This window comes from Alterinioella sp. (assembly GCF_058343375.1).
Genome location: NZ_JBTUJH010000073.1, coordinates 1 through 24811 on the forward strand (window position 1 = coordinate 1; position 24811 = coordinate 24811).

Annotated in this window: 24 protein-coding genes; 21 read left to right on the plus strand and 3 right to left on the minus strand. The window is 63.0% G+C overall.

What is annotated here, in order from left to right; genetic code table 11:
* The coding region (locus tag ACW8PS_RS10560; protein WP_491527360.1) for an ATP-dependent helicase at positions 1–2346 on the plus strand (2346 nt) is incomplete at its 5' end.
* A gap of 68 nt (positions 2347–2414) precedes the next feature.
* Here the strand turns inward: ACW8PS_RS10560 and ACW8PS_RS10565 are convergent.
* Positions 2415–3014, minus strand: a complete 600-nt coding sequence (locus ACW8PS_RS10565; RefSeq protein WP_491527361.1) for a LysE family translocator — start codon at positions 3012–3014, stop codon at positions 2415–2417.
* Between the two features lie 72 nt (positions 3015–3086).
* Between ACW8PS_RS10565 and ACW8PS_RS10570 the strand changes: the two genes are divergently transcribed.
* Entirely contained in the window at positions 3087–3539 is a 453-nt protein-coding gene (locus ACW8PS_RS10570; RefSeq protein ID WP_491527362.1) for an Lrp/AsnC family transcriptional regulator, read from the plus strand.
* Positions 3540–3988: 449 nt separating this feature from the next.
* Here the strand turns inward: ACW8PS_RS10570 and ACW8PS_RS10575 are convergent, their stop codons facing one another.
* Positions 3989–4210, minus strand: a complete 222-nt coding sequence (locus ACW8PS_RS10575; RefSeq protein ID WP_491527363.1) for a DUF1127 domain-containing protein — start codon at positions 4208–4210, stop codon at positions 3989–3991.
* A gap of 281 nt (positions 4211–4491) precedes the next feature.
* Here ACW8PS_RS10575 and ACW8PS_RS10580 point away from each other — a divergent pair, with 281 nt between their 5' ends.
* The 9 genes from ACW8PS_RS10580 (at position 4492) to murD (ending at position 15391) form a co-directional block, all read left to right on the plus strand.
* Positions 4492–5583 carry an Mrp/NBP35 family ATP-binding protein gene (locus ACW8PS_RS10580; protein WP_491527364.1) on the plus strand — a complete coding sequence of 364 codons (1092 nt, stop codon included), beginning with the start codon at positions 4492–4494 and terminating at the stop codon, positions 5581–5583.
* 544 nt (positions 5584–6127) lie between these two features.
* Positions 6128–6643 (plus strand): division/cell wall cluster transcriptional repressor MraZ, encoded by a 516-nt coding sequence (locus tag ACW8PS_RS10585; RefSeq protein ID WP_491527365.1) that lies wholly within the window; start codon positions 6128–6130, stop codon positions 6641–6643.
* Positions 6643–7653, plus strand: a complete 1011-nt coding sequence (rsmH, locus tag ACW8PS_RS10590) for a 16S rRNA (cytosine(1402)-N(4))-methyltransferase RsmH (protein ID WP_491527366.1) — start codon at positions 6643–6645, stop codon at positions 7651–7653. The genes ACW8PS_RS10585 and rsmH overlap by 1 nt, the downstream gene beginning before the upstream one ends.
* A gap of 15 nt (positions 7654–7668) precedes the next feature.
* Complete coding sequence (ftsL, locus tag ACW8PS_RS10595; protein ID WP_491527367.1) at positions 7669–8022, plus strand: cell division protein FtsL; 354 nt, start codon at positions 7669–7671, stop codon at positions 8020–8022.
* Positions 8019–9806 (plus strand): peptidoglycan D,D-transpeptidase FtsI family protein, encoded by a 1788-nt coding sequence (locus ACW8PS_RS10600; RefSeq protein ID WP_491527368.1) that lies wholly within the window; start codon positions 8019–8021, stop codon positions 9804–9806. Before ftsL ends, ACW8PS_RS10600 begins: the two co-directional genes overlap by 4 nt.
* A gap of 51 nt (positions 9807–9857) precedes the next feature.
* On the plus strand, positions 9858–11336 hold the full coding sequence (locus ACW8PS_RS10605) for a UDP-N-acetylmuramoyl-L-alanyl-D-glutamate--2,6-diaminopimelate ligase (protein ID WP_491527369.1): 1479 nt from the start codon (positions 9858–9860) through the stop codon (positions 11334–11336).
* Positions 11333–12757, plus strand: coding sequence for a UDP-N-acetylmuramoyl-tripeptide--D-alanyl-D-alanine ligase (locus tag ACW8PS_RS10610; RefSeq protein WP_491527370.1), 1425 nt, complete (start codon positions 11333–11335; stop codon positions 12755–12757). The genes ACW8PS_RS10605 and ACW8PS_RS10610 overlap by 4 nt, the downstream gene beginning before the upstream one ends.
* Positions 12758–13843 carry a phospho-N-acetylmuramoyl-pentapeptide-transferase gene (gene mraY, locus ACW8PS_RS10615; protein WP_491527371.1) on the plus strand — a complete coding sequence of 362 codons (1086 nt, stop codon included), beginning with the start codon at positions 12758–12760 and terminating at the stop codon, positions 13841–13843.
* Between the two features lie 144 nt (positions 13844–13987).
* Positions 13988–15391, plus strand: coding sequence for a UDP-N-acetylmuramoyl-L-alanine--D-glutamate ligase (murD, locus tag ACW8PS_RS10620; protein WP_491527372.1), 1404 nt, complete (start codon positions 13988–13990; stop codon positions 15389–15391).
* Positions 15392–15467: 76 nt separating this feature from the next.
* Here the strand turns inward: murD and ACW8PS_RS10625 are convergent, their stop codons facing one another.
* Complete coding sequence (locus tag ACW8PS_RS10625) at positions 15468–15875, minus strand: DUF1801 domain-containing protein (protein WP_491527373.1); 408 nt, start codon at positions 15873–15875, stop codon at positions 15468–15470.
* A gap of 142 nt (positions 15876–16017) precedes the next feature.
* Between ACW8PS_RS10625 and ftsW the strand changes: the two genes are divergently transcribed.
* The 10 genes from ftsW (at position 16018) to ftsA (ending at position 24801) form a co-directional block, all read left to right on the plus strand.
* Complete coding sequence (gene ftsW / locus ACW8PS_RS10630; protein ID WP_491527374.1) at positions 16018–17184, plus strand: putative lipid II flippase FtsW; 1167 nt, start codon at positions 16018–16020, stop codon at positions 17182–17184.
* Between the two features lie 4 nt (positions 17185–17188).
* Positions 17189–18280 carry a UDP-N-acetylglucosamine--N-acetylmuramyl-(pentapeptide) pyrophosphoryl-undecaprenol N-acetylglucosamine transferase gene (locus ACW8PS_RS10635; protein ID WP_491527375.1) on the plus strand — a complete coding sequence of 364 codons (1092 nt, stop codon included), beginning with the start codon at positions 17189–17191 and terminating at the stop codon, positions 18278–18280.
* Positions 18281–18330: 50 nt separating this feature from the next.
* Positions 18331–19728: a UDP-N-acetylmuramate--L-alanine ligase gene (gene murC / locus ACW8PS_RS10640; RefSeq protein ID WP_491527376.1), complete on the plus strand. Its 1398-nt coding sequence runs from the start codon at positions 18331–18333 to the stop codon at positions 19726–19728.
* A 118-nt stretch (positions 19729–19846) separates the two neighbouring features.
* Positions 19847–20101 carry a DUF2484 family protein gene (locus ACW8PS_RS10645; protein ID WP_491527377.1) on the plus strand — a complete coding sequence of 85 codons (255 nt, stop codon included), beginning with the start codon at positions 19847–19849 and terminating at the stop codon, positions 20099–20101.
* Entirely contained in the window at positions 20101–20349 is a 249-nt protein-coding gene (locus ACW8PS_RS10650; protein WP_491527378.1) for a DUF2484 family protein, read from the plus strand. Before ACW8PS_RS10645 ends, ACW8PS_RS10650 begins: the two co-directional genes overlap by 1 nt.
* 14 nt (positions 20350–20363) lie before the next feature.
* On the plus strand, positions 20364–20678 hold the full coding sequence (locus tag ACW8PS_RS10655) for a hypothetical protein (protein WP_491527379.1): 315 nt from the start codon (positions 20364–20366) through the stop codon (positions 20676–20678).
* Positions 20671–21615, plus strand: a complete 945-nt coding sequence (gene murB, locus ACW8PS_RS10660; RefSeq protein ID WP_491527380.1) for a UDP-N-acetylmuramate dehydrogenase — start codon at positions 20671–20673, stop codon at positions 21613–21615. The genes ACW8PS_RS10655 and murB overlap by 8 nt, the downstream gene beginning before the upstream one ends.
* 53 nt (positions 21616–21668) lie before the next feature.
* Positions 21669–22595 carry a D-alanine--D-alanine ligase gene (locus ACW8PS_RS10665; protein ID WP_491527381.1) on the plus strand — a complete coding sequence of 309 codons (927 nt, stop codon included), beginning with the start codon at positions 21669–21671 and terminating at the stop codon, positions 22593–22595.
* The gene (locus tag ACW8PS_RS10670; RefSeq protein WP_491527382.1) at positions 22583–23470 is read left to right on the plus strand and encodes a cell division protein FtsQ/DivIB; all 888 of its coding nucleotides are present in this window, start codon (positions 22583–22585) and stop codon (positions 23468–23470) included. The genes ACW8PS_RS10665 and ACW8PS_RS10670 overlap by 13 nt, the downstream gene beginning before the upstream one ends.
* Positions 23467–24801, plus strand: coding sequence for a cell division protein FtsA (gene ftsA / locus ACW8PS_RS10675; protein WP_491527383.1), 1335 nt, complete (start codon positions 23467–23469; stop codon positions 24799–24801). Before ACW8PS_RS10670 ends, ftsA begins: the two co-directional genes overlap by 4 nt.
* Positions 24802–24811 lie beyond the last annotated feature (10 nt).

The following is a 24811-nucleotide window of genomic DNA, read 5'->3' on the forward strand; positions in this document are numbered from 1 at the left end:
CGGCCGCAGCCCTATCTTGACGGGCTGAACGATCCGCAGCGCGAAGCGGTGGAAACGCTTGAGGGGCCGGTGCTGATGCTGGCAGGTGCAGGCACCGGCAAGACCCGCGCCTTGACTGCACGCATCGCGCATCTTCTGTCCACCGGGGCCGCGCGTCCGAATGAAATTCTGGCCGTCACCTTTACCAACAAGGCCGCGCGTGCCATGCGCGACCGGGTGGGCGGGCTTTTGGGGCAGGCGGTGGAAGGCATGCCCTGGCTCGGCACCTTCCACGCGATCTGTGTCAAATTGCTGCGCCGCCACGCCGAACTTGCCGGGCTGAAATCAAACTTCACGATCCTTGATACCGATGATCAGCTGCGCCTGCTGAAACAATTGATCCTCGCCGAGGGCATCGATGAAAAACGCTGGCCCGCCCGCGCGCTGGCCCATGTCATCGACAGATGGAAAAACCGCGCCTGGACGCCGGACAATGTGCCGGCCTCCGAATCCGGCGCGTTCAATGAAAAAGGCATCGACCTTTATGCTGCCTATCAGCGCCGCCTGGCCGAGCTTAACGCCACCGATTTCGGCGATCTTCTGCTGCATGTCGTGACCATCTTTCAGGCCCATCCGGATGTGCTGAAACACTATCAGACCCGGTTTCGCTACATCCTGGTCGACGAATATCAAGATACCAACGTGGCGCAATATCTGTGGCTGCGGCTGTTGGCACAGGGGCACCGGAATATCTGCTGCGTCGGCGATGATGATCAGTCGATCTATGGCTGGCGCGGGGCCGAGGTGGGCAATATCCTGCGCTTCGACAAGGATTTTCCGGGCGCGAAAGTGATCCGGCTGGAGCAGAATTACCGCTCGACCGAACATATCCTTGCCGCCGCTGCGGGCGTGATCGCGGGCAATCAGGGGCGGCTTGGCAAAACCCTCTGGACCGAGGCGGAGGGCGGCGAGAAACTGCGCCTGATCGGCCATTGGGACGGTGACGAAGAGGCCCGGTGGGTCGGTGACGAGATCGAGGCGATGCAATCGGGCACCCGCGGCATGGCTCCGATCGATGCCAATGGCATGGCAATCCTGGTCCGCGCCAGCCACCAGATGCGCGCCTTCGAGGATCGGTTCCTGACCATCGGTCTGCCCTATCGGGTGATCGGCGGGCCACGGTTTTACGAGCGTATGGAGATCCGCGACGCCATGGCCTATTTCCGCCTCGTGATCAGCCCTGCCGATGATCTGGCCTTTGAACGCATCGTCAACACGCCCAAACGCGGACTTGGCGACAAGGCGCAGCAAAAGATCCAGATGGCGGCGCGCGCAAGCGGCACCTCTCTGGTCGAAGGCGCGCGGGAATTGCTGGAGGCCAAGGGGCTGACCGGCAAGGGGGCGGTGGAACTGGCGCGGCTTCTGGCCGGGCTCGATCGCTGGCGCGCGCTGATGCAGGGCCCGATGCGGCCCGCCAGCCCGCTGCCCGACCTGCTGGAAGAAGATGCGCCCGCCGGCACCTTGTCGCATATCGAATTGGCCGAGATCATTCTGGACGAAAGCGGCTACACCACGATGTGGGAAAACGACAAGACGATTGAGGCACCGGGGCGGCTGGAAAACCTCAAGGAACTGGTCAAGGCGCTGGAAAGCTTCGAGAATCTGCAAGGGTTTCTGGAACATGTCAGCCTGATCATGGATAATGAGGCCGATGCCGATGAGCCAAAAGTAACCCTGATGACGCTTCACGGCGCCAAGGGGTTGGAATTTCCCGCGGTGTTTCTGCCGGGTTGGGAGGATGGCCTGTTTCCAAGTCAGCGTTCGATGGATGAGGAGGGGCTGAAGGGCCTCGAGGAAGAGCGCCGCCTGGCCTATGTCGGCATTACGCGGGCCGAACAGGTCTGCACCATCTCATTCGCCGGCAATCGCCGGGTCTATGGCCAATGGCAGAACCAACTGCCGTCGCGGTTCATTGATGAACTTCCCGCGGCGCATGTCGATGTGCTGACGCCGCCGGGGCTGTATGGCCATGCACGCGGCGCGGCGCAGGGGGGCTCTGGCTCGGGGATGCATGAAAAAGCCTCGCGCGCGGATGTCTATAATTCACCAGGTTGGAGACGGTTGCAGGCCAATCAGGGCGTGCGCGGCATCGGCCAGCCGCGTGAGGCGCGCAATTTCGTGATGGATGCCGAGACCATACCCACCTTTGAGATCGGAGCCCGCGTGTTTCATCAGAAATTCGGCTATGGCCGGGTCGAAGGGGTCGAGGGCGACAAGCTGGAGATTGCCTTTGACAAGGCCGGCCTCAAACATGTGGTGGCCCGGTTTCTGGTTGCCGCGGATCAGGCCGATGACGTGCCGTTCTGAAATCGCCCCCTGGCGGCGTTTCGCGCGCCTGACGGCAATGGGAATGAGTATTTTTGCAAAGAAGAAGCTCAATCAGTCAAAAGCAACGGGATCAGTGTGGCCACCAGCAGCACCGCCATGGTGATATTGAACGCCCGCAGCCGCGCGCCGGTGCCCAGCAGGCGCTTCATCTGCACGCCAAGCCAGGCCCAGACGGTGATTGACGGGAAATTCGTCATCAGAAATACCAGCGCCACCAGGCCTGCGCCGACCCAACCACTGCCCTCCGGGGCGTAATTCGTCTGTGCCGCAATCGCCATGTAGATGGCTTTCGGGTTGACCCACTGAAAGGCGGCCGCCTGCAGGAATGTCAGCGGCGTGCCTTTGGCCGCGGTCTCGCTTGGCGGCGCGGCATTGGCGATTTTCCAGGCCAGCCAGAGCAGATAGGCCGTGGTCAGCGCGGTCAGCACGCTCCGCACCACGGGAAAGATCGCAAACAGTTCCAACAGACCAAGCCCCATCAGGAACACCATGAACCCATGGCCCAGGCTGATGCCGAACATATGTGGCAAGGTGCGGCGCAAACCGAAATTCGCCCCCGACGCCATCAACATCAGATTGTTGGGCCCCGGCGTGATCGACAGGGCAAAGGCAAAGCCGATCAGGCTGAAAAGAAGCTCTTGGGTCATCACGCAACACTAGAGCGGTATCAGCGCAATGAAATTGCAAACCTGCGCGGATCAGGTAATAATTCGCAACAAATGACGAAGATTGACGAAAAAGACCGGCAGATATTGCGCGTCCTGGCCAGCGATGGCCGGGTCAGCAATCTCGATCTGGCGGAGCGGGTGGCCCTGTCGCCCTCAGCCGCGCTGCGCCGGGTGCAGGCGCTGGAGGCGGCAGGCGTGATCGCAGGCTATCGCGCGGTGCTGGATCCGGCCAAACTGGGAATAGGCTTTGTGGCCTATCTGAGCGTCGGGTTGAAGGAACATACCAAATCGGCGCAAGAGGCGTTTGAACGCGCCATGGCGCGCGCGCCCGAAGTGCGGGAATGCCACAACATCACCGGCAATGTCGAATATCTGCTGCGCGTCGAGGCCGCTGATCTGGCCTCCTACAAGGCGTTTCACACCGATATTCTGGGCGCGCTGCCGCAATTGGCGACAATATCGACCCATGTGGTGATGGCGTCACCCAAGGATGAACGCGCCTGAAATCTGATTGAAGCACTTCTCGGAATACTTGAGACATGCTGCATCTCTTGACGCGTTGAAATCCTTGATTTCAGGCAGCGTGAAGGGATTCAGGTTTTCCGAGAAGTGCTATGAAAATGGCGACGATACCCAAGGGAGGAAGGGTATCGCCGCCGGTTTCTCATGCGCCTGTCCCAGGGGAGGAGCGGGCATCAGCGCCGAGGATCGGGGCATCGGCGAAGAAATCGCGGGCTGCCCACAATAAGGGCGCGGACATCCCCCAGGGAGGAGGTGGAGGATGCCCGCGCGGTTTTTGCGGAACCTCAAGGGAGGAGGAAGGTTCGCAAAAGCCCAGACCCATTCGGGGCCCGGTGTCTTTGAGCGGCGGTGCCGGGAGGAGGTGGCACCGCCGCACTGCCCGGCGGATCATCTGGGAGGATTAGATCCGACAGGAAGGCTGATATAAGCGCTCAGGATTCGGTGCCGTAGGTTGATTCCATTGCGATGCGGCGGATCTCGCTGCGACTGATGCCCAGATCGTCAAGCTCGCGCGCCGACAGTTTGCTCAGCTCATTATAGGTGCGGCGAAAGTCATTTTTCGCGCGGTAGGCCTGAACGGCGTGCGTAAAGATCTCGCCCATGCGGGCAAAGATGGAAAGGGCGGCTTCATTGTTCCGAATTGCATGGGCCATGGTCGTATCCTTTTGGCGTCGTTCGCAGGGCGGCGGTTATTTGCGCGATCATTCTGGCGCGCGGTGCCGTCCGGCTGCGGTTTGTGTCTGTTGCAGTGAAGATAGGCCGATGCTGCGGCTGCACAATCCCCGAGTTGTCAATGCCGCTATGCAGCATTTGCATAACGTGAACGTAACCCGCCGCAATCTTGAGCAAACCGTCCTGATCCCAAGGGGTGCAACCGGTGCCAAACTGCCCTATCTGGCGGGAAAGCGAAACTCAGCGACAGGGACCGACCGACATGACACAGACACGCGACACCATTCTTGCCGCACTTTCGCGGTTGAGCCTGCCAGATGGCGGCACCCTGGTCAGTCGTGATCTGCTGCGCGCCCTGAGCGTGACCGATGGCAAGGTGGCCTTTGTGATCGAAGCCGCCTCGCCCGAGGAGGCGCAGCGCCTGGCACCGATCCGTGATGCTGCCGAGGCGTTGGTAAAGGGGCTGGACGGGGTGGTCGGGGTCACCGTGGCACTGACCGCGCATTCCGCAAAGCCCGCGCCGCGCCCCGCGCCGCCGCAAGGCGAGCCGCCAAACCTGAAGATCGGGGGCCACGCCAAACCGCAACAAGGATCGATGAAGCCAAGCAGCGTGGCGCGTATCCTGGCCGTGGGCTCGGGCAAGGGGGGGGTTGGCAAATCCACCGTCTCGTCCAACCTTGCCGTGGCGCTGGCGCGTCAGGGGCGTCGTGTCGGCTTGCTGGATGCCGATATCTACGGCCCGTCACAGCCGCGCATGATGGGCGTGACGAAACGGCCGGCTTCGCCCGATGGCAAGACCATCCTGCCATTGCATAGCCACGGCGTGACCATGATGTCGCTTGGGCTGATGCTGCCCGAGGACAAGGCCGTGGTCTGGCGCGGGCCGATGCTGATGGGGGCGCTGCAACAGATGATGACGCAGGTGGAATGGGGCGATCTGGATGTGCTGATCGTCGATCTGCCGCCCGGCACCGGCGATGTCGCCATGACGCTGTGTCAGAAATCGGAAGTGACCGGTGCGATCATCGTGTCTACGCCGCAGGATGTGGCGCTGTTGGATGCCAGAAAGGCGATCGACATGTTCCAGACGCTGAAGACGCCGATCCTGGGCCTGATCGAAAACATGTCAGGTTATGTCTGCCCGAAATGCGGGCATGAGGAACATATTTTCGGCGAGGGCGGCGTGCGAGCGGAAGCCATGCGGCTGGAGCTGCCGTTTCTGGGCGCGCTGCCAATCTCGCTTGAAACCCGGATTGCAGGCGACAGCGGCACGCCGATAGCCGCGGGCGATGGCGCGATGTCGGATGCCTATGCCGCGCTTGCGGCCCGTCTGGTGGCGGGCGGGATGGCCTGACACGACCAGCAAATGATGAAATTTTGCCCCCGGTGCCGCCCGCACCGGGGGTTTTGCGTAAGTTATGACAAAAATTTCACCCTCTGTGGCGTGAAAATCACAGCTACATATTGTGGATCCAATGCGCTGCGCCACAAGCTGTGCTCAAAACTGCGCAAAACCCCTGCTAAATGCTGCATTTTTGGATGGGTGGGTGCAAGATCTGGGGAATATTCCCATTAAAGGGGATTGCATGGGAAATTCTTCCATGGCACAAGAGTGACACAGCACATGAGGCACACCGGGACAGAGAAAAATCACTGACCGGAACGATAATAAAAGCAGGTTTCATACAGGTTCTCATTGCGCTGACGACGAGAGATCCGGCGCGCGGGCAGAGCAGACATCCCCCCCAGGTATGCGCGCCCGCCGGAATACCCAGAAATGGGACGAGGGCGGCGGATTGAGCAGTGGCAGCTAGCTCGATCCGCCGTTGTCCGTTTCCGGGCACAGATGGCGTGTCCTTTTCAGGACGCGAAACAAGGCAACAAAGGGGCCGGGGACAGTGGAACGCAGGTTTCAGGGCGAAAGCCTGAACAAGGTAGACGGAAAGGGCCGGGTTTCGATTCCGGTCAAGTTCCGTCGCGTGCTGCTGAATTCCGACAGCCAATGCGCCCCCGGTGGCGCGCCACGCCTTTACATTGCCTATGGCGATCCTTCGAAGAATTATCTCGAATGCCTTTCGGGCAATGCCTTTGACCAGATTGACGCGATGATTCAGGCCGAGGGGCGCGGCACCGCGCTGCGCACCCTGTTGGAAGAGCTTTATTACTCCAAATGCGATGAAACCACGGTCGATGATACCGGCCGCCTGGTGTTGCCGCCTGCGGCGCGCGAAAAGATCAATCTGGGCTCGGAGGCGCTGTTTCAGGGCAGGGGCGACAAATTCCACATCCTGAGCGCCGATCAGGGTGCCGCCGCAGAAGAAAATATCGAAAAGCTGATGGCCCAACTTGGCGGTGGCCGCGAATTCTTTGATCCGCTCAGCCTGGCAGGCAGGACCGGCGGAGAAGGTGCGTGATGCCCGCGCCGGCGTCTGATACCCCGGGCGCAACGCCTCATATCCCTGTCATGTTATCCGCGATCCTGAAGGCGGTTTCCCCGGTTCAGGGTGTTTGGCTTGATGGCACATTCGGCGCGGGCGGCTATGCGCGCGGGTTGCTTGGTGCCGGGGCGGATACCGTCATTGGCGTCGACCGCGACCCGCTGGCATTTGACATGGCCGCCACATGGGCCGGCGAATATGGCGACCGGTTGATCCTGGTGCCCGGCACATTCTCGGATCTCGACATACTTGCCGCCGATGCCGGTTTTGCCGCGTTGGATGGCGTGGTGCTGGATCTGGGCGTGTCCTCGATGCAGATTGATCAGGCCGCGCGTGGCTTTTCCTTCATGCGCGACGGGCCATTGGACATGCGGATGGGGCAGGCGGGGCCATCCGCCGAAGATCTGGTCAATGACGCCCCCGAGGCCGCATTGGCCGATATCCTGTATCATTATGGTGAGGAACGCGCGGCGCGCCGGATTGCCAGATCCATCATCGCCGAGCGGGCCCAAACCAGAATTACCTCAACCGCGCAGCTTGTTTCTGTTATCGAGAAAAACCTGCCTCGTTCCAAGCCCGGTCAAAGCCATGTCGCGACCCGCAGTTTTCAGGCCATCCGCATCGCGGTGAACGATGAATTTGGCCAGTTGGTCCAGGGCCTGATGGCCGCCGAACGTGCATTGAAACCTGGCGGAAAACTGGCTGTGGTGACGTTTCATTCGCTGGAAGACCGGATTGCCAAACGCTTTTTCCAGGATCGGGCCAGCTTTGGCGGCGGCGGGTCGCGCTATGCGCCTGAAGCCGCAGAACGCCAGCCGGCATTCACCCAGACACCGCGCCGCGCCATTGCGCCGGATGCGGCCGAGATTGCCGCCAACCCGCGTGCGCGGTCCGCCAAGCTGCGGGTCGGACGGCGCACCGAAGCGCCCGCGGGTGATCCACAAACCGACATTCTGGGCCTGCCGCCCCTATCGGAGATCCTGTAAGACATGCGTGGTTTTGTGACTTTTCTTACGTCCTTCGCCGTCGTTGCCCTTGGCTATTGGGCCTATCACCAGAATTTCCTGACGCAGCAATCCCTGCGCGAGATCGACCGGCTGCAACGATCGATCGGTCTGGAACGCGAAAACCTGGGTGTGTTGCGCGCCGAATGGGCCTATCTGAACCGCCCCGACCGGCTGCGCGAACTGGTTGACCTGAATTTTGACCGGCTTGGCCTGTTGCCAATGTCACCGGCTCAGTTTGCGGTGATGGACGAGATCGTCTGGCGCCCCGAAAACCAACCCGAGGGCGCGGTGCCCGAGGCGGTTGAAAATGTCCTTTCCAGTGCATCCGAGACGGTGGAGCCGCTATGACCCGCCGCATCGCGCTGCGCCCGCTGGCGCGCATTCTGGACGCCCGCCAGAAAGGCGAAAATCCCGACAGGATTGAACGTGAAAACCTGCGTCTGCGCCACGAACAGGCCTGTGACAAGATGCGCCAGCGTGCCGAAAGCCGCCTGTTGATGCTGGCGATCGTCTTTTCCGCGGCCTTTCTGACTGTGGGGGTGAAGATGGCCATGCTGGCCGGCTCCGAACCGCAAGAACCGCATCTCGCATCCTCGGCGGCATCGGCATTGGGCACGCGCGCCGATATCGTCGATCGCCAGGGCCGGGTTCTGGCCACCAATCTTGTGACCAACTCGCTTTATGTGCAGCCCAATGACCTGATCGACCCGGCCACCGCCGCCGCCGGTCTGGCCGAAATCTTTCCCGATCTCGATCTGGACTGGCTGATGCGGCGCTTTACCTCGGGATCGACATTTGCCTGGCTGCGCGGCTCGATCAGCCCCGAACAACAGCAGCGGGTGCATGATCTGGGCGAACCGGGGCTGCTGTTTGGGCCGCGCGATATGCGGCTCTATCCCAACGGCGCGTTGGCCGCGCATGTTCTTGGCGGCGTGCGGTTCGGCGAACAGGCGGTAAATTCCGCGGAAATTCTGGGTGTTGCCGGTATCGAGGCGCAGTTTGACGCCGAATTGCGTGACCCCGCGCGCAATGGTGACCCCTTGCAGCTCTCGCTCGATCTGACCGTGCAGGCGGCGGTCGAGGAGGTGCTGGCAGGCGGCATGGAACTGATGAATGCCATCGGGGCGGCGGCCGTCCTGATGGATGTGAATACCGGCGAGGTGATTTCGCTGGCCAGCCTGCCCGATTTCGACCCCAATGCCCGCCCCCGGCCGTTGCTGGTGGGCGATCAGGCCGATAGCCCGCTGTTCAACCGGGCCCTTCAGGGCGTCTACGAGCTTGGCTCTGTCTTCAAGATCTTTGCCGCCGCACAGGCCATCGAACTGGGCCTGGTCGAACCCGAAACCATGATCGACACGCGCGGCCCATTGCGCATGTCGGGCTTTGCGATCCGGGATTTCGCTGATTACGGCCCCTCCAATTCGGTGACCGATATCATCGTGCGGTCGTCCAATATCGGCACCGTGCGCCTGGCCGAGATGATCGGTGGCGAACGCCAGCAGGAGTTTCTGGACTCTCTGGGCCTGCTTGAGCCAACCGGAATCGAGATCATCGAACAAAGGGCCGGACGCCCGCTTTACCCAACGCGCTGGACCAGCCTGTCGACCGCCACCATCGCCTATGGGCACGGCATTTCCGTCAGCCCGCTGCATCTGGCGGCGGCCTATGCTTCGCTGTTGAATGGCGGCACCCGGGTGCGCCCGACCATTCTGCGCCGCGATACCCCCCAGGAAGGCGAACGGGTCGTGTCCGAAGAGGTCTCGGCCATCGCGGCCGGGATGCTGCGTCTGGTCGTGACCGAAGGCACCGCGTCCCTGGGCGATGTCGAAGGCTATGAGGTTGGCGGCAAGACCGGATCGGCCGACAAGCCCGACCCGCAGGGCGGCTATTACGAGAGCCGGTTGCTGTCGACCTTTGCCGCGGTATTCCCGGCCAATGACCCGCAATATGTGTTGGTCGTCACGCTGGACGAACCCAATATCGTAATGTTGGGTGAAGAACGCCGCACCGCCGGTTGGACCACCGTTCCGGTGGCCGCCGAAATCATCCGCCGCGTGGCACCTTTGTTGGGCATGCGTCCACAAAGCGTTGATCCCGTGCTTGCCTATCAGCTATCCAGCGCCTCAGAATAGGCGCGACTCGATAAATGCGTTTATGGGGACAGTGGGGACAGTGGGGGCAGGATGACTGAGAAGACGCTTTCCGAACTGGGCCTGACAGCCCCGCGCGGGCGTGATCGCGCCGTCACCGGCATTTCGATTGACAGCCGCAAGGTAAAGCCCGGCCATCTGTTTGCGGCCCTGCCCGGCAGCCGGGTGCATGGGGCCGAGTTCATCCAATTTGCCCTGCGCATGCAGGCGGCGGCGATTTTGACCGACCGGCAGGGGGCCGAGATCGCGGCAGGGGTGCTTGCCGATGCGTCGGCGGCGCTGATTGTCGTCGAAGATCCGCGCGCCGCCCTGGCCCATGCCAGCGCGCTCTGGTTCGGCGCACAGCCGGCCTGCGTCGTGGCCGTGACCGGCACCAATGGCAAAACCTCGGTCGCCAGCTTCACCCGCCAGATCTGGGCGGCGCTTGGCCATGAGGCGGCCAATATCGGCACCACCGGCGTTGAGGGTGCCTATTCCGCCCCCGGTATCCATACAACGCCCGATCCGCTGACGCTGCACGCGCTGTTGGCCGATATGGCAGCGGCGGGCGTGGATCATGTGGCGATGGAGGCATCCTCGCATGGGCTCGATCAGGCCCGGATGGAAGCGGTGCATCTGGTCGCGGCGGCATTCACCAATTTCACCCAGGATCATCTGGATTATCACGGCACGATGGAGGCCTATTTTCAGGCCAAGCTGCGGCTGTTTTCGGAACTTCTGCCCGAAGAGAGCACCGCCGTGATCAACCTGGACGATCCGCGCAGCGGCGAGGTGATCGAGGCCTGCGAACGGCGCGAGATCGAAGTGTTGACGGTGGCCCAATATGGCGATGACGCGCGGATCAAGATCACCGGGCGGCGGATGGATGAGACCGGGCAGGACGTGCTGTTTCGCTGGCAGGGCACGCCCTATCAGGCGCGGCTGGATCTGATCGGCGGGTTTCAGGCGATGAATGTGCTGACGGCGGCCGGGCTGGCCATTGCTGCGGGCGAGGAACCCGAGGCGGTGTTCAACGTGTTGTCACAGGTATCAGGCGTCCGGGGACGGATGGAACTGGCCGCCCGGCGCGCCAACGGGGCACCTGTCTATGTCGATTACGCGCATACGCCCGACAGTCTGCAAACCGCGCTGCAGGCGCTGCGCCCGCATGTTCTGGGCCGCCTCATCGTGGTGTTCGGTGCCGGTGGCGACCGCGACCGGGGCAAGCGGCCCTTGATGGGGCAGGCGGCTGCACAGAACGCCGATATGCTGTTCGTGACCGATGACAATCCACGCAGCGAAGATCCTGCCGCGATCCGGGCCGAGGTGCTGGCGGGTTGCCCCGACGCGACCGAAGTGGGCGACCGGGCCGAGGCCATCCTGCGCGGCATTGATGCGCTTGCCCCCGGTGATGCGCTGTTGATTGCCGGCAAGGGCCATGAAAGCGGCCAGCAGGTCGGCGATGTGATCTATCCGTTCGATGATGTCGAACAGGCCAGCGTCGCGGTGGCCGCGCTGGAGGGGCTGGAATGACCGCGCTCTGGTCCGCTGCCGATGCGGCAAAAGCCACCGGCGGGCACGTGCAGGGCAATTGGCAGGTGGGCGGTGTCTCGATCGATACCAGGACGTTGCAGCCGGGCGATCTGTTCGTGGCCTTGAGCGCCGCGCGCGACGGGCATGATTTTGTCGCGCAGGCGCTGGAACAGGGCGCGGGCGCGGCGATGGTCAGCCATATCCCCGAGGGCGTGGCCGCCGATGCGCCGCTGTTGATCGTGCCCGAGGTCTTGCCCGCGCTGGAGGCTTTGGCGCGCGCGGCGCGGTCGCGAACGGCGGCCAGGGTCGTTGCGGTCACCGGCTCGGTCGGCAAGACCACGACCAAGGACATGCTGCGCGCGGCGCTTGGCGCATTGGGCCGGACCCATGCCGCCGAGGCCAGCTACAACAACCATTGGGGCGTGCCGCTGACGCTGGCGCGGATGCCCGCCGATACCGAATATGCGGTGATCGAGATCGGCATGAACGCGCCGGGCGAAATTGCGCCGCTGTCGCGCCTTGCCCGCCCGCATGTCGCGGTGATCACCACGGTTGCCGCCGTGCATCTGGAAGCGTTTGGCAGCGTCGCCGAGATCGCGGTGGAAAAGGCCTCGATTTTCGAGGGGCTGGAACCGGGGGGCATTGCGGTGATCAATGCCGATCTTGCGGTGACGCCGCTGTTGCAGGCTGGCGCAGGAGGTGCTGCCGAAACTGTCCGGGTCGGAGAAAGCGCCGCTGCCGAGGCGCATCTGGGCACGGTCACGATCACCGATCAGGTGACCGTGGTGCAGGCCGAACTGGGCGGCGCGCCGATTCTTTTCAAGCTGAACGCGCCGGGGCGGCATCTGGCGCAGAACGCATTGATTGCGCTGGCGGTGGTCGATCGGCTTGGCGGCGATATCGCCCGTGCGGTGATGGGCTTGGCGACATGGCAGAGCGTTTCGGGGCGCGGAAGGCGCGAACGGATCGTGCTGAACGTGACCGATGATCAGGCCATTGAGCTGATCGATGACGCCTTCAATGCCAGCCCGACATCGGTCGGAGCCAGTCTTGACGTGCTGGCGGCCAGCACGCCGCAGGGGCGCGGCAGGCGGGTGGCCGTGTTGGGTGATATGCTGGAACTGGGGCCGACAGCAAAGGCGCTGCATGCCGCGATTGCGCAATATCGGGCGATTGCTGACCTTGATCTGATTTGCACATCCGGGCCGCTGATGGCGCATCTGCATTCCGTGTTGCCGCCCGAAAAGCGCGGCCTGCATACCAATACCCCCGCCGAGATGGCGCGCGCGCTGCCCGGGATTTTATGGCCCGGCGATATCGTGCTGGTCAAAAGCTCAAAAGGTGCGAAACTGTCTCTGGCGGTTGACGTGCTGCGCAAATTGGGCCACTCGGCTGGGGAAACGCGCGAGGATACCCACTAGATGTTGTATTGGCTGAGCAGCCTGTCGGATGGCGGCGATTTTTTCAACCTGTTTCGCTATATCACCTTCCGGGCTGGCGGCGCATTTTTCACCGCCCTGATATTTGGCTTTGTCTTTGGTCAGCCAATGATCAACCTGTTGCGCCGGAAATACCGGAATGGCCAGCCCATTCGCGAGGACGGCCCCGAAAGCCATCACGAGACCAAGGCCGGAACGCCGACGATGGGGGGGCTGTTGATCCTGGCTGCGTTGACGCTGTCAACCATGATCTGGGCGCGGTTGGACAACCCCTATGTCTGGATGGTGATGTTCGTCACCGTAAGTTTCGGCGCGTTGGGGTTTCTGGATGATTACCGCAAGGTCAGCCAGCAAAGCACGGCGGGCATCTCGGGGCGCATCCGGTTCAGCATTGGTTTGCTGATCGCGGGTTTTGCCGGTGTCATGGCGATGATGGCGCATCCTGACGGCCTGTCCGGGCAACTGGCCTTTCCGATTTTCAAATCGCTTTTGCTGAACCTTGGCATCTTTTTCGTGCCCTTCACCATGCTGGTCATTGTGGGCAGCGCCAATGCCGTCAACCTGACCGACGGGCTGGACGGGCTGGCGATCATGCCGGTGATGATTGCAGCGGCGACTTTGGGCGTGATTGCCTATGCGGTGGGGCGGGTCGATTTCACCGAGTATCTGGTCGTGCATTACGTGCCGGGCACCGGTGAATTGCTGGTCTTCACGGCGGGTCTGATCGGCGGTGGTCTTGGGTTTTTGTGGTATAATGCGCCGCCTGCTGCGGTTTTCATGGGCGATACCGGGTCTTTGGCGCTTGGCGGTGCGCTTGGAGCGATTGCGGTGGCGACCAAGCACGAGATCGTGCTGTCGATCGTTGGCGGGCTGTTCGTGGCCGAAGCGATGAGCGTGATCATACAGGTGCTCTATTTCAAGAGCACCGGCAAGCGGGTGTTCCTGATGGCCCCGATCCATCATCATTTCGAAAAACGCGGATGGGCCGAGTCGCAGATCGTGATCCGGTTCTGGATCATTTCGCTGATTCTGGCGCTGATTGGTCTGGCGACGCTGAAATTGCGATAGCGGGGGGGCTGCTTATCGGGCGGCGGCCCGGGCTGGTGATTGCGCAATGCCTCCCCTTACGGCGGCCTGCGCCGCCTGCCGGGCAATGGGCGGGGATATTTTGGCGCGCAAAGAAGCAGGCGCTATGCGAAGGGCGAAAAAGCGATGATCCCGGTTCAGGGCGTGGAAGGCAAATGCGTGGCCGTGTTGGGGCTTGGCCGGTCGGGCCTGTCATCGGCGCGGGCCTTGCGTTCAGGCGGGGCGGAGGTCGTGGCCTGGGATGATGGGGCGGCCGCGCGCGCCGCGGCAGAGGCCGAGGGCTTCAACTGCCGCGATCTGACCCGGGCGGGCGTGTTTGACGGGGTTGATATGTTGATCACCTCGCCCGGTATTCCGCATCTTTATCCGGCACCGCATGCAGCGATATCCGCGGCCTATGAGGCGGGGGTTCCGGTTGATAATGATATCGGTCTGTTCTTTCGGTCGCTCGGATCGGGGGATTGGGCGCTGCATGACACGCCCCCGCGCGTGATCGCGGTGACGGGGTCAAACGGAAAATCCACCACCTCGGCCTTGATTGCGCATATTCTGGCAAAGAACGGCACGCCCTGTCAGTTGGCGGGCAATATCGGCCGGGGTGTTTTGGATATCGACCCGCCTGTGGACGGTGAAGTGATTGTGCTGGAGCTGAGCAGTTACCAGACGGAGCTGGCCCGCGCTTTGACGCCTGATGTGGCTGTGTTCATCAATCTCTCGCCGGATCACCTTGACCGGCATGGTGGCATTGGCGGCTATTTCGCGGCCAAGCGCCGGCTCTTTGCCGAAGGCGGCCCGGATCGCGCCGTCATCGGCGTTGATGAGACCGAAGGGGCCTATCTGGCCGGGCAGATGGGCGAAGGGACCGCCGATGGCCGCCTTATTCGGGTTTCTGTGTCGCGCAAACTGACCGGGCCGGGCTGGAATATCTTTGCCCGCAAGGGCTGGCTGTCAGAGATGCGCAAAGGCCGACAGGTGGCCGCGATTGATCTGCGCATGGTGCCAAGTCTGTCGGGCGCGCATAATCACCAGAATGCCTGCTGCGCCTATGCGGCGGTGCGTGCTTTGGGTATTGCTCCGAAAGTGGTGGAGGCGGCGTTTCACAGTTTTGCCGGTCTGCCGCATCGCTCGCAGCTGGTGGGCGAAGCGGGCGGCGTGCGGTTTGTGAATGACAGCAAGGCCACCAATGTCGATGCGGCGGCCAAGGCGCTGGCGGCTTTCCCGAAAATTCGCTGGATCTGCGGTGGTTTGCAAAAAGATGGCGGGCTTGATGGTTTGCGGGTCGCGCTTGGCAATGTGGTAAAGGCCTATGTGATCGGGCGCGAGGCCGAGGCCTTTGCGCGGCAACTGGGCGATATGCCGGCGGCGGTCTGCGGGACGATGGCGGCGGCGGTGGCCATGGCGGCGGCCGAGGCCGAGCCGGGCGAGGTGGTGCTGCTGGCCCCCGCGGCGGCAAGCTTTGACCAATATGACAATTTCGAACAGCGCGGCGAGGATTTCGTGGCGCAGGTTGCCAAAACCGTGGCGAGCTGACGCCGGGTGCGTCTGGATGGCTGCGCTCTATGCGGGATGCCGCCGGATTTTTCGCAATCGGCTGGAATGCGCCGCGTCATTTCAGGTGATAGGTCAGCGCGCTGGCGATCAGCAGGGCCAGCTTGTCCATATCCGGCGCGGATCGCGCGTCGAACAGCACGGCACGGGTGCCGTCATAGCAAAAATCATCCGCGAAAAGCGCGCGGAAATCGGCGATGATCGTGGTCTGGCAATGCACAAATATCGCATAATCGCCCGTTCTGGGCACTCCGAGCCGCAGGGTTGAACCGGCGCGGGTCTCAGGCGTCAGATAGGCGGGCTGGCCCCATTTCAGGGTCTCGTGCACCTTGCCCACACCATGGGTATCTGCGGCGACCGCAAAGATCCTCTCTCGCAATGCCAGCAGGCCCGGGCGCGCGGCATCGGGAAACCGTGCGAAGGCAGCGGCGATATCGGTGCTGTCGAAAGGCGGGGTTGCGATCATTGTCCAACCCTAGCGCCGGGCCAATCCCGCGTCCAATCGCATTCGATGTGCCATTTTGCTGGCCCCATGCCGCGTTTCGCGTTACTCTGGCAGTCAGACCTGGGACAAACCGGGCGATCAGAGGCAGTATCGGGCGGTACGCATGACAGAAATGGCGCATGGCACAGTTCTTGTGCAATCGGGCGAGGCGATTCTGCCCCGTTGGTGGCGGACCGTGGATCGGGTCACGCTGGCCTGTATCTTCACACTTTTCCTGATCGGACTTTTGCTCGGCTTTGCCGCGTCGCCGCCATTGGCCGCGCGCAATGGGCTGTCGCCATTCTACTATGTCTCGCGGCAGGCGATATTTGGCGGGATGGCTTTCGTCGCGATGCTCCTGACCTCGATGATGACGCCGCAGCAGGTGCGCCGGATCGGTGTGTTCGGGTTTTTTGGCGCGTTTCTGGCGCTGGCCATGCTGCCGGTTCTGGGCACGGATTACGGGCAGGGGGCCACGCGTTGGTATTCGCTTGGATTTGCCTCACTGCAACCGGCCGAGTTTCTGAAGCCCGTATTCGTCATCTTCGTCGCCTGGATGATCGCGGCCAGTCAGGAAATCAACGGCCCGCCCGGAAAAACGCTGTCTTTGATCACAATGCTGGTGGTTGTGGGCATGCTGGTGATGCAGCCCGATTATGGGCAGGGCGCGCTTGTCCTGTTTTCCTGGGCGGTGATCTATTTCGTGGCCGGGGCCCCGATCTGGATCCTTGCGGTCATCGGGCTGGTCACCACCGCGGGTGGTATCCTGGCCTATATTTCGGTCGAACATGTGGCGCGGCGGATTGACGGGTTCCTGTCGGCCGAGGTCGATCCCAATACGCAACTGGCTTATGCGGCCAACGCCATTCGCGAGGGCGGTTTTTTCGGCGCTGGATTAGGCGAAGGCGCGGTAAAATGGACGCTGCCCGATGCCCATACCGATTTCATCATTGCGGTTGCCGCTGAAGAATACGGGTTGCTGCTGGTGCTGCTGATCATCGTGTTGTTTGCCATCGTGGCGATGCGCGGGTTCTTTCGCCTGATGCGCGAGCGTGATCCGTTCACCCGGTTGGCGGGGGCAGGGCTTGCCGCCACTTTTGCGCTGCAATCCATCATCAATATGGGCGTCGCGGTGCGGCTGTTGCCGGCCAAGGGCATGACGCTGCCTTTTGTCTCTTATGGCGGCTCCAGCCTGATCGCCACCGGCATTGCCGTGGGCATGTTGCTGGCCTTCACCCGGTCGCGCCCGCAAGGCGAAATTGGTGATATTCTTCTGACGCGACACAGGTAGGGCGATGGCAGACGGTCCTCTTCTGATCATTGCCGCGGGTGGCACGGGCGGGCATATGTTTCCCGCCCAGGCGCTGGCCGAGGCGATGATCCGCAAAGGTTGGCGGGTGCGGCTTTCGACCGATGCGCGCGGCGCGCGCTATGTTGGCGGCTTCCCGCATGTGGTGGAAATCGTTCAGGTGTCGTCCGCCAGCTTTTCGCGCGGTGGCGTGGCAGCCAAATTGGCGGCGCCATTCAGGATCCTGGGCGGCGTTCTGACCGCCACCTTGCGCATGATGCGCGAAAAACCGGCCATCGTGGTGGGGTTTGGCGGCTATCCGACCATCCCCGCGCTGGCCGCGGCCTGGATAACCCGCCGCCCGCGCATGATCCATGAACAAAACGGCGTGTTGGGGCGGGTGAACCGGCTGTTTGCGAAACGCGTGCAACTGGTCGCCTGCGGCACCTGGCCCACCGATCTGCCCGAGGGTGTGGCGCATGAACATACCGGCAACCCTGTTCGGGCGGCCGTGCAGGAACGCGCCGGGGCCGCCTATATCGTGCCCGGGCCCTATCCGATGAGCGTGCTGGCGATCGGCGGCAGCCAGGGGGCGCGGATATTGGCCGAGGTCGTGCCCGCCGCCATTGCCCTGCTGCCCGATGAGATCCGCCAATATCTGCGTGTCGCCCAACAGGCCCGGCCCGAAGATCAGGACCGGGTGATCGCCGCCTATTACCAGATCGGCATGGCCTGCGAGGTGGAACCTTTTTTCCGCGACATTCCCCGCCGCATGACCGAGGCGCAACTGGTGATCTCACGGGCCGGGGCCTCGTCGGTGGCCGATATTTCAGCCATAGGTCGCCCCTCGGTGCTGATCCCCTATGCGGCGGCCACCGGCGATCATCAGACCGCAAATTCACAAGCGCTGGTCGATTCCGGGGCCGCCTTGCGCCTGCGCGAAGCCGAGCTGACGCCTGAAACCCTGGCCGAGGCCATCTATACCGTTCTCAGCCAGCCCGATCTGGCATTGCAGATGTCACAGGCGGCGACGGCTGCGGGAATTCCCGACGCGACGCAGCGGCTGGTGAAACTGGTCGAAAGGCTGGCACAGACATGAACGCCCTGACGGGCATAAGGGCCAGGGCGCTTAATGAAGGATATGAACCGATGACTCCTGCCACAAAATTACCGACCCAACTGGGTTTGATCCATTTCGTGGGCATTGGCGGCATCGGCATGTCGGGCATTGCCGAAGTGCTGCTCAATCACGGCTACTCGGTGCAGGGGTCCGATCTGAAGCCCTCGAAAATCACCGCGCGTCTGGAAAGACTGGGTGCCAAGGTCTTTGTCGGACAGCGGCCCGAAAATCTTGAAGGGGCCGAGGTCGTCGTGGTGTCGACCGCGATCAAACCGGGCAATCCGGAACTGGACGCCGCGCGCGCGCGTGGCCTGCCGGTGGTGCGCCGGGCCGAGATGCTGGCCGAACTGATGCGCCTGAAATCCAACATTGCCGTTGCCGGCACGCATGGCAAGACCACGACCACCACGATGGTGGCGACGCTGCTGGATGCGGGCGGGGTCGATCCCACCGTCATCAATGGCGGCATCATCCACGCCTATGGCTCCAACGCACGCATGGGGCAGGGCGAATGGATGGTGGTCGAGGCCGACGAGTCAGACGGCAGTTTCAACCGCCTGCCGGCAACCATCGCCATCGTCACCAATATCGACCCCGAACATATGGAGCATTGGGGCGATTTCGATGCCCTGCGGCAGGGGTTTCTCGATTTCGTCTCGAACATCCCGTTCTACGGGCTTGCCATCTGCTGCACCGATCACCCCGAAGTCCAGAGCCTGGTCGGCAAGATCACCGATCGCCGGGTCGTGACCTACGGGTTCAACGCGCAGGCCGATATCCGCGCCGTGAACCTGCATTACAAGGCCGGTGTGGCGCATTTCGATGTCGAATTGCGGGCCGAGGACATGGTGATAGAGGGCTGCACCCTGCCGATGCCGGGCGATCACAATGTCTCGAATGCGCTGTCGGCCATTGCCGTGGCCCGCCATCTGGGCATGAAAAAAGCAGAGATCCGCACCGCGCTGGCCAATTTCAAGGGCGTCAACCGGCGCTTTACCAAAGTGGGTGAGGTCAATGGTGTGACCATCATCGACGATTACGGCCATCACCCGGTGGAAATCGCCGCCGTGCTGAAAGCGGCGCGCCAGGCCACCGCGGGCCGCGTGATCGCGGTCCATCAACCGCATCGCTACACCCGCCTGCATTCCCTGTTCGAGGATTTCTGCGGCGCGTTCAACGAGGCCGATGTGGTGGCCATCACCGAGGTATTCGCGGCGGGCGAGGATCCTATCGACGGGGCCAGCCGTGACGATCTGGTGGCCGGGCTGGTGGCCCATGGCCACCGTCATGCCCGCGCCATTCTGGATGAGGATGATCTGGAACGGCTGGTGCGTGAACAGGCCCGCCCCGGTGATATGGTGGTCTGCCTCGGCGCCGGCACCATCGGCACATGGGCGCAGGGCCTGCCCGCAAGATTGGAGAACTAGCCATGGGGGATGCCCGCAAACGTCGTATCCTGACAGCCTGTGGCACCGATGTGATGACCCACGCGGGGTTTCATGGCCTGGCCGCGGCCCCTGCCGCCTTTGTCCGGGGGCGGATTGCATGACGCTGTCGCTGACTCTGGCCGCGATCTGGGTGATCATCGCCACCATCCTCGCGTTTCTGCCGATGCGCCTGCAATACGCGCCCGGGCTGGCTCTGCTGGTGCTGGCCGTGCCGCTGTTGATCCTGATAGCGATACAGCATGGAATCCTGATCGTGTTGCTGGTGCTGGCGGGGTTTGCATCGATGTTTCGCCGCCCGCTGGCCTATCTTCTGCGCCATCTTCTGGGCCGGATAAAAAAAGAGGAAAGCTGATGCCGATCTCGTTGACCCTGGCCAGCCTCTGGGCGATCGTGGCCTGCATGTTGGGCCTGACCCCAAGCCGCTTTCACTGGCCCGCCGCGACCCTGCTGATCGTGACCGGTATTCCGCTGCTCGGGCTTGTCACCTGGCAGATGGGCCCCTGGTGGGGTCTGGCCTTTCTGGCGGCGGGGGTGTCGGTGCTGCGCTGGCCGGTGTTTTACGCGGGCCGATGGCTGCGGCGGCGGTTCTTGCAGGAATAGGGGTGGTCGGGGCGATGGATGGAAACCTTGTCATATTCGCGCTGACCAGCCTGGTGCTTGGGGCAGGGGCCGGGTTTTTTCTGGGGCGCTATGGCTCGGGGGCGGTTCTCTATATTCTATGGGCAGCGCTGGCGGGCAGCCTGCTGGTCCTCTTGGTCGCACCGCTCGGGCGTATTTTGGGGTTGGCGCAGGATGAATGGAGCCGGATGGTCTATTTCTATACTTCCGTAATCTTTCTTGGCCCGGCCTTGGCCAGCGCCGCCCCGTTCGGGTGGCTCGGCCTGCGTCGGCGTCGCCGGGTCCTGAGCGAAAGGCGCGATGATGCCTGATCCGGTTCCGCCCCCCGTGCGCGGCACCCTGACCGAAAACCGCGCCCTGGCCGATCTGACATGGCTGCGCGTCGGCGGGCCTGCGGATCTGTTGTTCCAGCCTGCCGACCCGGATGATCTGGTGGCGTTTCTGGCCGCACTCGACCCCGGTCAGCCGGTCTTTGCGATGGGCGTCGGCTCCAACCTGATCGTGCGCGATGGCGGTATCCGCGCCGTGGTGATCCGGCTCGGGCGCGGGTTCAACGGGGTCGAGATCGGGCCGGGGACGGTGACGGCAGGGGCGGCGGCGCTCGACGCCCATGTTGCGCGCAAGGCGGCGGCGGCGGGGCTGGACCTGACATTTCTGCGCACAATTCCAGGCAGCATCGGCGGCGCGCTGGTGATGAATGCGGGCTGTTACGGCAGCTATGTCGCCGATCATTTCCTGAGCGCGCAGGCGATTTTGCGCGATGGCACGCCGGTGACGCTTGGCCCCGGCGACATCCGTTTCCAATACCGGCAAACCGATCTGCCACAGGGTGCCGTGATCACCTCGGTTACCTTCCGCGCCGATGCGGGCGAGCCGGAGGCGCTGGAGGCGCGGATGGCCGAGCAGCTTGCCAGGCGCGACGCGACGCAGCCCACCAGGGACCGCAGCGCCGGGTCGACCTTTCGCAATCCGGCCGGGTTCAGCTCGACCGGCCGGGCCGATGACAGCCATGATCTGAAGGCCTGGAAACTGATTGACGCGGCCGGCATGCGCGGGGCCCGGCGGGGCGGTGCCCGGATGTCGGAAAAACACAGCAACTTTCTGCTCAATACAGGCGGGGCCACGGCCGAAGACCTTGAGATGCTTGGCGAAGAGGTCCGAAAAAGGGTTTTCTTAAAGAGCGGAATAGAGCTAGTATGGGAAATCATGCGGGTTGGGGTTCCGACCCGTGATACAAAGCCGGAATAACCGGTGCGAATAACAGGCCGACAAGGGCGCAAAGCCCGGGGCTGAATGAGGCGATGGTGGTGGCAGGTTCGGGCAGAACACCCCCCAAAGTTGCGGTATTGATGGGCGGGCCTTCGGCAGAGCGCGAGGTCTCTCTGTCAACAGGGCGCGAATGCGCAACCGCGCTGCGGGCAGAAGGATATGACGTGATCGAGGTCGATGCCGGCCCCGATCTCTGCGCCCGTCTGAGCGATCTCAAACCCGATATTGTCTTCAACGCGCTGCATGGGCGGTGGGGCGAGGATGGCTGCGTGCAGGGCATTCTGGAATGGCTGCATATCCCCTATACGCATTCGGGCGTGCTGGCCTCGGCTCTGGCGATGGACAAGCAACGCTCGAAAGCGGCGTTTCATGCGGCGGGTATCCCTGTGCTCAACAGCGTGATCGCCGCGAAACATGATGCGATGGCGCGCCATGTTCTGGACCCGCCCTACGTAATAAAACCCAACAATGAAGGCTCCTCTGTCGGGGTCTATCTGGTGATGGAGGGGGCGGCTGCGCCACCGAAGCTGTCTGATGACATGCCCGAGATGGTGATGGTCGAAACCTATGCGCCGGGGCGCGAGCTGACCACGACCGTGATGGGCGACCGGGCCTTGGCCGTGACCGATATCCTCACCGATGGCTGGTATGATTACGATGCCAAATACAAACCCGGCGGATCACGCCATGTGGTGCCGGCCGACCTGCCCGCCGCGATCACCGATGCCTGCCTGGACCTGGCGATCCGGGCCCATGACGCGCTTGGCTGTCGCGGTGTCAGCCGCACTGATTTCCGGTGGGATGAGGCGCGCGGGCTGGATGGGTTGATCGTGCTTGAGGTCAACACCCAACCCGGCATGACCCCGACATCGCTGACGCCTGAACAGGGCGGCCATATCGGCATGGGTTTCGGCGAGATGTGCCGCTGGATGGTGGAGGATGCATCATGCAACCGTTAAGCCGCCGCCGCCCGGCCCATGATCCGGCCCCGTCGCGCTGGTCTTACCGGGTGCAACGGCTGTGGCTGACGCCGCTGTTTCGGGCGGTCCTGCGGGTCGGTGTGCCGGCTTTTGCCGTGGTGGTGACGGCTGGCTGGTATATTTCGGACCCGTCCAATGTGCAGCGATTGCAGGATAATGTCGCAGAGATCCGGCGCTCGATCCAGGAACGTCCCGAATTCCGCGTCAACCTGATGTCGATCTCGGGCGCATCGCCGGTGCTGGCCGAAGAGATCCGCGCCACGCTCTCATTGGACTTCCCGATCTCGTCCTTTGATCTGGACCTCGATGGCCTGCGCATCAGGATCGAGGATATCCGCGCCGTTTCGGGGGCCGATCTTCGTATTCGATCGGGCGGCGAACTGGCCGTCAGCGTGACCGAGCGACGCCCCTCCATGGTCTGGCAGGCGCGCGAGGGGCTGTGGCTGATTGATGATACCGGCGAACGGGTGGCCCCGCTGATGGCGCGCCCCGATCTGGATTTCCTGCCGGTCATCGCAGGCGACGGGGCCAATGAGGTCGCGGCCGAGGCGCTGGTGCTTTTTGAGACCGCCCGACCCCTGGGTGACCGCCTGCGCGGGCTGGTGCGAATGGGCGAACGCCGGTGGGATCTGGTCCTGACCGATGGCATCCGCATCCTGCTGCCGGCCGAAAACCCCGCGCCCGTGCTGGACAGGGTGCTGGCGGTCAATGATGCGCAGGAATTGCTGGACCGCGACATTCTTCGCGTCGATCTGCGCGATCCGACGCGCACTGTTTTGCAACTGACCCCGGCGGCGCTGTCTGAACTGCGCCGGATGCGGGAAACCGAAGTAACGGGAGACCAACAGGGATGAGTATGCTGTATCAGTCACAGCGGGCCATGCGCGCAAAACGCGAAGAGGCCATGCGTCGCGGCGTTATCGCCACTCTGGATATCGGCAGCTACAAGACGTCGTGTCTTGTGCTGCGCTTCGACCCCTCGGACGAGCTGCGCCCAAGCGACGGTGTCGGGGCGATGGCTGGTCAGAGCAGTTTCCGGGTTATCGGGGCGGCCACCACAAAATCGCGCGGCGTGAAATTCGGCGAGATCGACATGGTGCAGGAAACCGAATGCGCCATTCGGACCGCCGTGCAGGCGGCGCAGAAAATGGCCAACATCCGGGTCGATCATGTCATCGTCAGCTTTTCCGGTGCCCGGCCCCGGTCTTACGGGCTGGTCGGCGAGGTGTCGCTGCAAACCGGAGCCGTGGCCGAATCCGACGTGGCGCGCGCGCTGGCCGCCTGTGAGCTGCCCGATATCGGCGAAGGCCGCGAGGTTCTGCACGCACAGCCGGTCAATTTCTCGCTCGATTATCGCTCGGGCCTCAAGGATCCGCGCGGCCATGTCGGCAATCGCCTCAGCGCCGATATTCACATGCTGACGATTGATGCGCATGCAATCGAGACCATCCTGCATTGCGTCAAGCGCTGCGACCTGGAACTGGCGGGCATTGCGTCGTCACCCTACGCGGCCGGGATCTCCAGCATGGTCGAAGATGAACAGGAACTGGGGGCGGCCTGCATTGATCTGGGCGGCGGCACGACCGGCGTGTCGATCTTCATCAAGAAACATATGATCTATGCCGATACCGTGCGCATGGGCGGCGATCACGTCACCCAGGATATCAGCCAGGGGTTGCAGGTCCCCGCCGCGGATGCCGAACGCATCAAGACCCGCTTTGGCGGGCTGGTCTCGACCGGTATGGATGATCGCGAACAGATTGAACTGGCCAGCGATACCGGCGATTGGGAACATGACCGCCGCTCGATCAGCCGCGCCGAACTGATTGGCGTGATGCGCCCGAGGGTGGAAGAGATCCTGGAGGAAGTGCGCGCCATTCTGGAGGATGCCGGGTTCGATCATCTGCCCTCGCAACGCATTGTGTTGACCGGCGGGGCCAGTCAGGTCCCGGGTCTGGACGCGCTGGCCAGCCGCATTCTGGGCAACCAGGTCCGGCTTGGGCGGCCTCTCAGGGTGCAGGGCCTGCCGCAATCGGCCTGCGGCCCGGCGTTTTCGGCCAGTGTCGGATTGGCGCTGTTCGCGGCCTATCCGCAGGATGAATGGTGGGATTTCGAAATACCGGCCGACCGCTACCCGGCGCGGTCGCTGAAACGCGCGGTTCGGTGGTTCCGCGACAACTGGTAAAGCGCCAATC